Annotated in this window: 10 protein-coding genes; 3 read left to right on the forward strand and 7 right to left on the reverse strand. The window is 45.5% G+C overall.

Annotated features, from left to right (window positions below; translation table 11 throughout):
* Positions 1-20: 20 nt before the first annotated feature.
* The 5 genes from ACSQ8O_RS23095 to ACSQ8O_RS23115 all read right to left on the reverse strand — a co-directional run bounded on the left by ACSQ8O_RS23095 (position 21) and on the right by ACSQ8O_RS23115 (position 6,496).
* A complete protein-coding gene (locus tag ACSQ8O_RS23095; protein ID WP_436243519.1) occupies positions 21-1,826 on the reverse strand; it encodes a cache domain-containing sensor histidine kinase in 1,806 nt (601 codons plus the stop codon).
* A complete protein-coding gene (locus tag ACSQ8O_RS23100) occupies positions 1,826-2,839 on the reverse strand; it encodes a response regulator (RefSeq protein WP_436243520.1) in 1,014 nt (337 codons plus the stop codon). Before ACSQ8O_RS23100 ends, ACSQ8O_RS23095 begins: the two co-directional genes overlap by 1 nt.
* A gap of 81 nt (positions 2,840-2,920) precedes the next feature.
* Positions 2,921-4,519: an extracellular solute-binding protein gene (locus ACSQ8O_RS23105; RefSeq protein WP_436243521.1), complete on the reverse strand. Its 1,599-nt coding sequence runs from the start codon at positions 4,517-4,519 to the stop codon at positions 2,921-2,923.
* Between the two features lie 108 nt (positions 4,520-4,627).
* Entirely contained in the window at positions 4,628-5,506 is an 879-nt protein-coding gene (locus ACSQ8O_RS23110) for a carbohydrate ABC transporter permease (protein WP_436243522.1), read from the reverse strand.
* Positions 5,507-5,533: 27 nt separating this feature from the next.
* Positions 5,534-6,496, reverse strand: a complete 963-nt coding sequence (locus ACSQ8O_RS23115) for an ABC transporter permease (RefSeq protein WP_436243523.1) — start codon at positions 6,494-6,496, stop codon at positions 5,534-5,536.
* 514 nt (positions 6,497-7,010) lie between these two features.
* On the opposite strand from ACSQ8O_RS23115, the gene ACSQ8O_RS23120 reads away from it, so the two are divergent.
* On the forward strand, positions 7,011-7,985 hold the full coding sequence (locus ACSQ8O_RS23120) for an aldo/keto reductase family protein (protein WP_436243524.1): 975 nt from the start codon (positions 7,011-7,013) through the stop codon (positions 7,983-7,985).
* Between the two features lie 200 nt (positions 7,986-8,185).
* Positions 8,186-8,491: a hypothetical protein gene (locus ACSQ8O_RS23125; protein ID WP_056623474.1), complete on the forward strand. Its 306-nt coding sequence runs from the start codon at positions 8,186-8,188 to the stop codon at positions 8,489-8,491.
* A gap of 19 nt (positions 8,492-8,510) precedes the next feature.
* On the opposite strand, the gene ACSQ8O_RS23130 is transcribed toward ACSQ8O_RS23125, so the two are convergent.
* Positions 8,511-9,014 (reverse strand): dihydrofolate reductase, encoded by a 504-nt coding sequence (locus ACSQ8O_RS23130; protein ID WP_436243935.1) that lies wholly within the window; start codon positions 9,012-9,014, stop codon positions 8,511-8,513.
* Positions 9,015-9,038: 24 nt separating this feature from the next.
* Positions 9,039-9,524, reverse strand: a complete 486-nt coding sequence (locus ACSQ8O_RS23135; RefSeq protein WP_436243525.1) for a GNAT family N-acetyltransferase — start codon at positions 9,522-9,524, stop codon at positions 9,039-9,041.
* Between the two features lie 329 nt (positions 9,525-9,853).
* Between ACSQ8O_RS23135 and ACSQ8O_RS23140 the strand changes: the two genes are divergently transcribed.
* Positions 9,854-12,211 carry an immune inhibitor A domain-containing protein gene (locus tag ACSQ8O_RS23140; RefSeq protein ID WP_436243936.1) on the forward strand — a complete coding sequence of 786 codons (2,358 nt, stop codon included), beginning with the start codon at positions 9,854-9,856 and terminating at the stop codon, positions 12,209-12,211.
* Positions 12,212-12,229: the final 18 nt, after the last annotated feature.

Consider the following 12,229-nt stretch of genomic DNA (forward strand, 5'->3'; position numbering starts at 1 on the left):
CCTGCTGCCCCCCTTCACCCTCACGTCCCTATATTCGGAAACCGAATATAGATCCGTGTGCCAACGCCGAGCTCGCTCGCGATACTCAGGCCGTATTGCTCGCCGAACACCAGCTGAATGCGGCGGTGCACGTTCATCATACCGATGCCGCCACTGTTGCCGGCACCCTTATGCAGCTTCGCTTCCGCCAATTGATTGGTGCTCAGCTGCTTGTTTAGCGAAGCGAGATGCTCGGGCGTCATCCCGACGCCGTTATCCTCAAGGACGATAATCAGATCATCGTCCTTCATCCACGCATCCAGCCGAATGTAGTGATGCTCCTCGATCCCATCAGCGAAGCCGTGCTGAAAAATATTTTCGATCAACGGCTGTAAGGTAAGCCGAGCTGTCTTCTTCAAAAAGAATTCTGGCGGAATTCTTACATCTAGCTCAAACTCCCGCCCTACCCTGTGTTTCATAATCGTCATGTAGTTCAGCACATGCTTGAGTTCATTGACGATGGCTGTCTCTTCGATATGCGTCTGCACCGAGTAACGGAACATGGTAGCTATCGCATCCACAATTTCCGTAATTTCAGTGGATTGCTGAATGACGGCGTAGACGATAATATTTTCCAATGTATTGTATAGAAAATGCGGATTGATTTGCAGCTGCAGCGATTGCAGTTCGGCCTTCTGTCGCTCCAACTCAGCGTCCTTCTTGCTGAGCTCTGTTCGGTACAAGGTGTCCATTAATTCCGACAGAGAGACGACCATCAAATTGTAACGCTGGATCAACTCATCGAGCTCATTTTTCGTTTGCAACTGGGGGATTTTCACCCAGTTCCCTTTTTCCGTTTGGCGCATGCCATTTTTCAAAATTTGAATCGGTTTCGTAATGTTGCGACCAAATCGATAAGATAACAGTAACGCCAACAGCAGTGTAAGGCCCCCCACCCAGAAGGAGGAGTAACGGATGCTCGATAGAGGCCGATTAATGTCCGCCGTCGGAATCGACACCATGAGGTTCCAACCCGTATAAGCTGACTTCGAGCTGACGACCATACGCTCTTCCCCAAACGAGGAATCCTTGAAAGATTTCAAGTCATTCCCTTCTATTTTCGCCATCAGCGCCTTGTTCACCGTAGTACCGATGTGCTGCTTGTCGGGATGATACACGATGCGCCCGTCATTATCGACAATGGCAAAAAATCCACTCGGCCCCAAATTGATGCCCTTCCACAAGGTTGCGAACTCGTCTGCCTTAATCTCGATGGCCAAAATACCTTTGAACTCATTGAACACTTCACCATGAATTTTGCGTGCCAACGTGATGAATTGATTGTTGCTCTCCTTGAATACACTGTTGCTGATAATGGTCATGTTGCCTAGTGCATCCGTCTCTTTGTCCAACTCTTCCATTGTAAAAGCAGGCACCGGATCAACAATCGGCTTTAACGCCGGATTCTCATAATACACCCAATGATCGTTATAATCGGCCAAGTAGACGGTCATAATCTCCGGAGACTTAATAAAAAGCGGATTAATGACGTTATCCATCAAGTTGTCTGTGAACTGATAATACTCGTAATCGCCTGTTGGCGGGTCGTCTAGAAACTTTTTGACCGAGCTATTGGTAAAAAGCGACAGATGCGCGCGCTCATAATTTTTCAAATATAAATCCGTATGGTTGACCGCGTTCGATACAATTTCCGTCAAATGCTGCTCGGTTTGCTCCTTCAGCTTGTTCGAGGAAATATAGTAAGAGGAGAAACCGATCGACATAACTGTGATCAGAACAATGGCTGCCACATAGGCGAAAATGCTGCGTGCTAACGATGGCTTCATTATTTAATCCCCATCATATGCCGGTATTCAAGCGGTGAGAGACCTGTGACTTTTTTGAACATCCGGGAAAAATGCGGGTAGTTCTCATAGCCGATCTCATACGCGATATCGTTCGTGCGGTAGTGCGGCATTTCCAGCATCCGCTTCGCTAGCTCAATTCGTTTCGTGATGCGATACTGCACAAAGGTTTCCTTGAACACCTTCTTGAACAGCAAACTCAAGTAAGGAGGTGTAATCCCGAGATACTCAGCAACGTCCTCTAGGGAGAGACTATTCGTGATGTTGGCATCCATGTAAATTTTCGCTTTCTGCATGAGATCCTGACCACCTCGTTGCAGCGCCAGCTCATCGATCATCTTCATGATTTGCTCCTGAAGCTGCAGGAAGTAAGCCATCATATCTGTTGTATCGGTCATTTCTTCGGTTTTGGGCTGAAAGCTGCGAAGAGAGAGTCGCTTCTTGAGCATGGGGAGGCAATCCTGCAGCAGCTGAATGTACTCGGAATCCGAGGAGGAAGCCGACATGCAATACAATCGCAATTCCTCCAAATGCGCCTCTACCGCATCAATCCGCAGCGTCCAGATGGCCTCTACAATTTTCTCAATCCAATCCTCATACTTGGAAATGGATAAAATGGCATGACCGCTCTGCGAAACCAGCTTCGTCAGCAGATCATGGATTTTGACCGGCGTAAACGGTTTCAATAAATATTCTTTGACCCCATAAGACATACCAGCCTGAGCATATTCGAAGTCACCATAACCCGAAATAATGACCTTTTGGATCAGTGGATATTTCTCATGCACCTGCTTACACAGTTCCAGCCCATCCATTTTCGGCATTCGGATATCTGTAAAAAGCAGCTGCGGCATCGATTCCTCGATCATTTGCAGTGCCTTTACACCATTGCTAGCTGTGCGTATCGAATCAAATGTATGCGAATGCTGCTTCAGCATAATAACCATACCTTTTAGAATAAGCGGTTCGTCGTCTACAATCAGAATTTGCTTCATCCAGCCGCCCTCCTTTATGGCAAAAAACATTTATCCTCAACCCGAGAATAAATGCTTTCCACCCAATGCACAAGCTATTTTTTAGTCACCCATCACGACGCCGTCTTTTTTGTTATAACGCTCGGTTGCTTCCTTAATGATTTCATTTCCACCTTTGGCTTTCCAATCTTCCAACGCTTTCGGCCAATCAGAGATCGGTTCCTTGCCGTACACCATTTTCAGCATATGATCTAGAATAACAGGTGGCATATCGGAGAACTTCAGACCCGCATCTGTGAACTTCGCTGTTGTTGTCAGCTCCGGTGCGAAGGAGATCCCGTTTCTTCCTTCTTTTGTAACGATGGTGTCAAATTGTGTGATTAGCTTTTTACCATCTTCGGTTGTGTTTAAAAGTGTTCTGTTAAGTGCTGTATCTTCCACAAGTCTCAGCATAACGGAGCGGAATTGCTCTTCAAGCGAGCCTTCTGGTGTCGTCGGTTGTTTGTAAACGACTTTATTATCCTGCATCGTGTACGTGTCGCCTTCAATACCGAAGTTAAAGAATCGATCGCCCGCTTCTGTCACCATGTAGTTCATCATTTTCACAATCGCGATGGCCTTCTCCTTGCTGACCTTGCTATTGATGTAGGACAATCCGCCTGTGTAGCTATATTTCATCATACCGCCCTTGCCATCATCACCAACTGGGGACGGAATAATGATGACTTCGGATTTGGCGTTAGCAGGCTTCGTTGTACTAATCCAGTTCATCAGCAAGTTCGCGTTGTGATTCCATACCCCGGATTTACCAGCATTGATGTTGTTCGTCCATTTGTTACCGTCAAGACTCGCGAAATCCTTCGCCATCAAGCCTTCATCGTACATCGTTTTGTAGACGGTCAGTGCTTTCTGCATCGCTTCCACTTTGAAAAATTTCGGTACAACTTGATCGCCAATTTTCTCGAACATCGTGCTATACGGCATAACGTCATACGCTCCGAAAATCACATCGGAATACACAAAATCTTTCCGGAAGGCATACGGTTCAGCAACACCATTCTTCTTCATGGCCCGCAGGACGTTGAGGAAATCGTCTACTGTCTTCGGAACTGGCAGCCCTGTTTGATCCAGCAAATCCTTCCGTATAAACGTAGAGCGACGGCTTGCATTGGACAAATATTCAGGAATGGCATAGATTTTTCCGTTGTACTTCACTTCGTTCCACGCTTGCTCGGGAATCGCTTTCAATAAATCTTTGCCATATTCTTTGAGCAGATCATCAAGTGGCATGAACAATCCACCCTTGATCGCTCCGCTCATATCTGGCCCCTGTGGGAACATCCCTTGAATCGTGTTCATAACATCCGGCAAATCCGTGCTGGCGAACATCAAGGCTGTCTTTGGTTTGAATTCCGCATGCGGTACTAGGCGAAGATCAAGCTGTGTATTCGTTAATTCACCAAGCTTTTTCACCCATTTATCATTGTTGATGTCTGTGCTGCCTAGCGCATATTTATTTAAGGAGTCACTTAAGGAGATGGAGATTTTCACCGGTGCTTGCGGTTTTGCGGAACTTGCAGGGCTTGCTGGATTTGCTGGGCTTGCACTAGTTCCAGTCGTACTCGTTGAAGAATTGGAGCAACCCGCGATAACCGCCACCATTAGCGTTGAGACGAGACCCGTTTTCAACCAAGCTTTCATTGTATATCCCCCTAATCGATATGTTGTTGATTCGTGATCATCTTATCGTGAAAGAAAAACTTGGAACATTGTGTTTTTTAAGCTCAGTTGATCTTTATTATACAGGTTTTACGATTTTATCGAACCGATTAACATCCCTTTGATGAAATGCTTTTGCAGGAAAGGGTACACGAGCATGATCGGAATCGTCGCTATGACGATAACAGCCATCTTCAGTCCTTCAGGTGATAAATTGGCAATATCTCCTGCCGTATTGGCTAAATCGGACGAATCGGTCACGACAAACTCACGTAGTTTTACTTGAAGCGGGAACAGCGCACGATTGTTAATAAAATAGAGCGCATTCGAATAGTTGTTCCACAATGCCACCGAATAAATGATACTCATCGTCGCCATCGCTGGCTTCGAAAGCGGCAAAATAATGCTCCAAATCGTGCGAATCTCCCCAGCACCGTCAATCCGTGCGGACTCAATCAGCTCACCTGGAATGGAGAGAAAGAAGGAGCGCATCACGAACAAATTAAACGCACTGATCGCCCCGGGCAGCATTAATGCCCACAAGCTATCCAAAAGGCCCAGATTACGAACTAGCAAGTAATTCGGGATTAGCGGAGCATGAAAAATCATCGTAATCAGCACGAGCAGCAAAATATATTTGCGTTCTCGATACTCATTTCTGGATAGCGGATACGCTAAGCTTGCCGTCATGACAAGGCTGATCAGCGTACCGAAAACAGTAATAATTACGCTTACACTAAAAGCGCGCCATATCGCGATTTGCTTCAGAACCGTTACGTAGTTATCGACTGTAAATTGAACAGGCCATAACACAACCTTCCCCGCACTGAGCGCAACAGGTCCACTGAAAGACTGGGCGATAATATTTAATATCGGCAGCACCATAATTAAGCTGATCAGAATGAGCCCAATTGGATTCAATATGGATATAGGGCTTGGTTTATTTAACGCAGACTTACTACTAGACATACTTAGGTGCCTCCTTTCTTCGATGGGTTAGTATAAGCCTTCGCCGGTTGCTTTTTTGCTGAACATATTAGCGGTTACGATCAGAACGAAACCAATCACCGACTTAAATAGGCCAATGGCTGTCGTGTAGCTATATTCGCGCTGAATCAGCCCCACCCGATAAATGTACGTATCCAAAATATCGCCCTGCGAATTGTTCAAAGGATTCAGGAACACGAACACGCGCTCAAAGCCTAAATCCAGAAAATTACCAATTTGCAAAAGAAAAAGGATCGTAATCGTCGTCAGAATACTCGGAATCGTAATGGACCACGTTTGTTTCCACCGAGACGCTCCGTCAATTTGCGCAGCCTCGTAGATATCTGGATTGATCCCGCTCATCGCCGCCAAATAAATAATGGTACTCCAGCCCGCATCGCGCCAAACGCTTGAACTCACAATGATGGTCCGAATAAAGGAATCCTCACCCATGAAATAAATCGGCTCATGTCCGAACAGTGTCACAATATAGTTGACGACACCACTTGTCGGATTTAAGATTTCAATCACAATGCCCCCGACCACTACCCATGATAAAAAGTGAGGTAGGTATACGGCCGTCTGGACGAAACGCTTGAAAAACTGGTTGCGTAGCTCGTTCATCATTAACGCCAATAGGATCGGTATCGGGAAGGCGAAGAACAAGGTGTAGAAGCCGATGGCCATCGTGTTTTTTAAAATGCGCCAGAAATCCGCGTACTCGAACATGCGCCGGAAATTGTCCAAGCCCACCCAATCGCTTTTCCATATCCCCGAGAAAATACTGTAGTTTTGAAAGGCCATGACTGACCCCGTCAGCGGGATATATTTGAAGATTAAAAAGTAAACAATGCCCGGAATCGACAGCAGGTACAGCACCTTGTAGCGATTGTAATAGGTCAACAACCCTGATTTTTTCGCTGATTGCTCTTGAGACTTGCTTAGCGTCGGCTTAACCTCTGAATAGCTCATGTTCTCCATCACCCTATCATCGTTGTTATGTATGAAGTGTACCGTAGGCGGCGCGAAAGAGGCATACCGTGAATTAAGGGCACTTATCTTTTTTTAATATTTGACTCTACTTATTCCCCCATCTCCACCATTTGAGCACTCTAACAACACCTCTTAGTCATTTCGTCCCCCCACTACCTCTCTGCCGAAATAACTGGATTTCCTCCAGCTAAATCCTCTCATTGCGCCAGGTAATCGGAATTAACTGGATAAAGTACATCTAAATTTGGTCATATGCGCCGTATCGAGCTAAATCAGCCGAGTTACCTACATGTTTTACATCTAGTTGGTGAAATGGGCGATTTCCGACGAAATTAGCTGTATGTTTTCCAGTTATTCGTTACTGGGGGCTAGTAGGGACCGCCCAATACTTAACTCCACGTAACTAAGTGAACTAATAGTGCCTTCTTGTCGGCCAACCCCACCTCACTTATACTTACAGCAACAAGGGTTGATGAGAGGATGATATTAGCAGATGAAATATAGAAATATGGGACGCAGCGGGTTAAAAGTAAGTGAAATCGCTTTAGGAAGCTGGCTTACATACGGTACAGCCGCAGAGCAAAAAGCCGCTGATGCTTGCATCGCGAAAGCTTTTGAAAGTGGTATTAATTTCTTCGATACCGCGAATGCTTACAATCGTGGCGAAGGCGAAAAAGCGATGGGAGCCGCGCTAAAAGGATATGATCGCTCGAGCTATGTGCTCTCGACGAAGGTCTATTTCCCGATGGGCGATGGCCCGAACGATCGCGGATTATCCCGCAAGCACATTATGGAGCAATGTGATGCCAGCTTGAAACGGCTTGGTGTCGACTACATCGATATCTATTTCTGCCATCGGTATGACATTCACACACCGCTAGAAGAAACACTTCGCGCGCTCGACGATTTGGTTAAGCAAGGCAAAATCATTTATCCTGCCGTCAGCGAATGGAACGGCGCTCAAATCACCGAGGCTGCAAGCATTGCTGAGCGCCTCCTTCTACGTCCGCTGATTTCAAATCAGCCGATCTATAATATGTTCGAGCGCTATATCGAGCGCGAAGTACTTCCTGTATCCGAGCGCAAGGGGCTTGGTCAGGTTGTCTTTTCACCGCTTGCGCAAGGCATTCTAACGGGTAAATATAAGTTGGGGCAGCCACTCCCTGCCGATAGTCGTGCTGCGAACGATTCCGTAAATGGAGTCATCAACAGCTATCTGAATGACCGTGTACTACAGACCGTTCATGAACTTGAGCAAGTTGCCCAAGGGCTGGATATCTCTATCGCACAGCTCGCGATTGCATGGGTGCTTCGTCAACCTGGCGTAAGCTCCGCACTGATTGGTGCGACAAAGCCTGAGCAGATCGAAGAGAACGTGAAAGCTGTTGATATTGCGCTCGGAGCAGAAACATTGGAGCAAATCGAGGATATTTTGAAGAAGGTCGCGGATTTCTCTCCAGCACGCTAATCATTTGAACAATGGATAGAGCTTACCCCCACTAATAGAAGAATATATGCACAACGAGAAGCCGTTCCTAAGGTCAAAAGACCTTGCGAACGGCTTTTTATAGCGGAATAGGTTATATTATCCATTAGAAGTCTTGTAATAAATACCCAATACGAGGCGTATTACTTCTTATCTAACAAATTAGAAAATGGGAGGCTTTTATGGAAAACCGACATATATTATCCGCTTTAAGCTATTTCAGCGTATTTTTTGCTCCTTTTCTTCTGCCTATTGTTATTTATTTCGTTGTTATGGACCGTGAGGTTAAGCATCATGCGAAATGGGCATTCCTCTCACATTGCTTGCCCATTGCAGGCTTCATTCTCTCCTGGATATTGGGTTTAAACAGCATATTTAATGGCGGTCACATGTCCCAGTTCATCATTCCGTTGATATTAACGGGGGTTGCCTATTTGGTCGTCTTTATCTGGAATATTGTGATGGGTATCAAGGTGTTAACACGTTAAAAGGACCACCGGCTCTTTTTTAACCAAATAGCTCTGTATTTACCCTTGTGTACACATGAAAATAATACGTATATGGATTTGCTTCATCCGTAATCCCTTGTTCGACAGAAACCTCCTGCCACTCCGTATAATCAACCTCTGGAAAGTAAGTATCTCCTTCGAATTCATGATCGATTTTGGTCATATAGAGCTTGTCCGCATAGGGTAAAAATAGACGATAAATTTCTTCGCCGCCAAAAATGAAGATCTCTTCTTCTCCGCGGCACATCGCTAGTACATCTGTAACGGAATGAGCGATCTCGCATCCCTGGGCGGAATAGGTCGTATCCCTAGTCAGGATGATGTTCCGTCTCCCAGGCAACGCTTTGCCGATGGACTCGAAATTTTTTCTCCCTAAAATGATTGAATGCCCCATCGTCGTTTTCTTTACATACTGCCACTCTTTGGGCAGTCGCCACGGCAGGTCATTATTTTTACCAATAACGCGATTCTTGTCCATGGCTACTATGAACGAAATTGTCAAAGAGATCACTGCCTTGTCTTAAATTTACGGTTCCGTAACAGACAATTTCATCCGTATGCCTGCTATGGTTTGCCCCGTATGATTCGTTTTCTTCTCTACCAAATAGGGCTTAAACCCTAGCTTGGTATAAAATATTAATCCTCGTGTGTTCACATTATGACAAACGAGATGCAGTTCTTGCACTTTTAGCTCATCTTTCGCTTTCGCAATTATTGTGTTAATTAAAGATTCGGCTGCCCCGGTACCTCTCGCCTCCGGAGATACAATAACGTTGCCAAGCCAACAGTGTTTATTATCCTCTAAGCCATATATATTGGCATACCCCAGTATCTGCCCCTTCTCATCCACCACGACCGTTTGCTGCAATCTATTCTTAGTCGACTCCACGAGTTGTTCAGACGTAAGCGGGTATTGCAGCACAGGTGACATATAATACAGCTCTTCCGCATTGCGCGGAAAGGAACGAATTGTGTTGAAATCCTCGTTAGTTGCTGATCTACATGTGAACATGGGAATTCCTCCTTTTATGGAAAAGTGGGGAATTAAAGCGAATGTACCTCCCTGCCCACATCCTCCACTTGCGCATAGCCATACAATTTCGAGAGGAAGTTCTCGTTTCCTTTTTTGTAATCCGCCACTCTATCAAACGACAAAATCAGAGCCATCATGTCGAATTAGGAAATAACTGGGTGGGTCCATGTGAGCAGGACCATAAGCACTTACTAGACTAGTCGAATCTAGTATTTAATTGAAATGACCATAGGTCAAATACATAGATTAGTTTTAGTTTCATACTCTATTTTGCAGGAGGTCTCCTATTGAAAAACTACACCTCGAAGATGACTAGAGTTTTACTAGCAACAAGTTTAACCGCAGGACTTTTCTCAACAGCCGCTTTCACAACAGCAACATCTGCATTCGCAGCAGAAGCCGACTACGCTGACGCACTTGAAGCACCACCGGTCGATTTCAATATCGTCGATGATGACCGACTGGCCAAAGGCTTAATGGACCGAGGTCTATTAAGTAAAAGTGCTACCCCTGAACAAATCAGTAAAGCTATCAAATCGTATGTTGCTGTAAAGAACAACAAAATGGCTCCAACCAAAGTGGACAAGCAAAGCAATGAGATTGACAGAAGATCGAAGGAGTTCATTGCGAAGCAAAAAGATAAGCTTTTATCACAGTTAAACAAAGGCCATCTGGATTTGAAGAATGGTCTCCCGGGTGGCATCCCTATTCCATCCGCCAAACAAGATTCCTACAACGGTCCCGTACGCGAGGATAAAGTCCTTGTTCTTTTGACCGAATTCTCGGATTTTAAACATAACAATGTCAAGCAAGAACCTGGATTCATGTTTGCCAAAGATTTCAACCGTGATCATTATCAACAGCTCATGTTCGGCAATAAAGATTTCACTTTATTCGACGGCTCTAAGATCAAAACCTTCAAACAATACTACGAAGAGCAATCCGGTGGCAGCTATACGGTGGATGGCTATGTCTCCGATTGGTTAACCGTTCCAGGCAAAGCCGTCGAATACGGTGATGACAACCCTGCAGGCGGTCACGATAACCTCAACCCCAAAGGGCCTCGAGATCTGGTGAAGGACGCGCTGAATGCTGCAGTTGCAACCGGCCTTAAGCTAGCTGACTATGATAAGTTTGATTTATATGATTTGGATGGCGATGGCAATCAGAATGAACCTGACGGTCTAGTCGACCACCTGATGATTATTCATGCGGGTACGGGCCAAGAAGCTGGCGGTGGTCAGTTAGGCGATAATGCCATCTGGTCTCATCGTTGGACACTTAGTAGTGTGTATGCGATTCCTGGAACGACAGCAGGTGTAGATTATTGGGGTGGCCGAATGGCTGCTTATGATTATACAATCCAACCTGAAGATGGTGCTGTGGGCGTATTTGCTCATGAGTACGGTCATGACTTAGGATTGCCGGATGAATATGATACCCAATATTCCGGACAAGGTGAGCCAATTGCCTCTTGGTCCATCATGAGCGGTGGCAGTTGGAACGGCAACATTGCGGGTACAACTCCTAGCTCTTTTTCACCTCAAAATAAAGAGTTCTTCCAGAAAACCATGGGTGGCAACTGGGCCAATGTGACTGAAATTGATTCTTCTGAAATTACGAAATTAGGTAAGGCCGCCATCATTGATCAGAGTGTAACGAAATCGCAAAATCCAGGTATTGTCAAAGTGACTTTGCCAGATAAAGCAGTAACAGGCATCCAGCCAGCTTTCGGAACTAAGTATTATTACAGCACGAAAGGCGACAACCTTCATACGACGCTTTCCTCGCCTGAGTTTGATTTAACTCAAGCACAAACAGCTACATTTGATTTTAAAACGCTGTATGAGGTCGAGTTCGAATATGACTACTTAACGGTTACAGCATCGACCTACAACGAGCAAGTAATCCTCGATATCATTGGTGACAATGACACGAATGGCGATGCACGTGCAGAAACCACGAACGGAGCTTGGGTAGACAAGTCCTATGATTTAAGCCATTTTGCTGGTAAAAAAGTAACCCTCCACTTCGACTACGTCACAGATGGCGGGCTCGCGTTGAATGGTTTTGCTATGGATAATGCGAAATTAACCGTAAATGGTCAAGTCGTATTCTCCGACGATGCCGAAGGTGCTCCTCAATTTAACCTCGATGGTTTTGTCGTCTCGAACGGTATTGAATTCAAGAAGCACTATTACTACCTGGAGTGGAGAAACTACGCGGGGTCTGATAAAGCTCTTGCCTTTAGCCGTGGTGTCAAATACAATACTGGACTTCTTGTGTGGTACGCAGATGATAGTTATTTGGACAACTGGGTCGGTATCCACCCTGGACAAGGCTTCCTTGGTGTCGTAGATTCGCATGCTGATGCGATGATTTTTAAGAAGGATGGACAAGATTCCGTCTCGCAAACGACACGTTATCAAGTAGCGGACGCAGCCTTCTCGCTGGACAAAACACCAGCTTGGTACATCAACAACCCTACCCGAGGTGAGTATACGTATAAATCCATGCAAGGTGTCGAGGAATTCTCCGACTCCAACAGCTACATGAATACATTGATTCCAGATGCCGGACGCTTAGTCCCGAACTTTGGATTAAAGTTCCGAGTTGTGGGTGAGGCGAAGGATAATTCTGCTGGATTAATTTGGATCCATAAGTAAAGATAATAGGAACAACAG

It is taken from the genome of Paenibacillus sp. LjRoot56 (genome assembly GCF_964253335.1).
GTDB lineage: Bacteria > Bacillota > Bacilli > Paenibacillales > NBRC-103111 > Paenibacillus_E > Paenibacillus_E allorhizoplanae.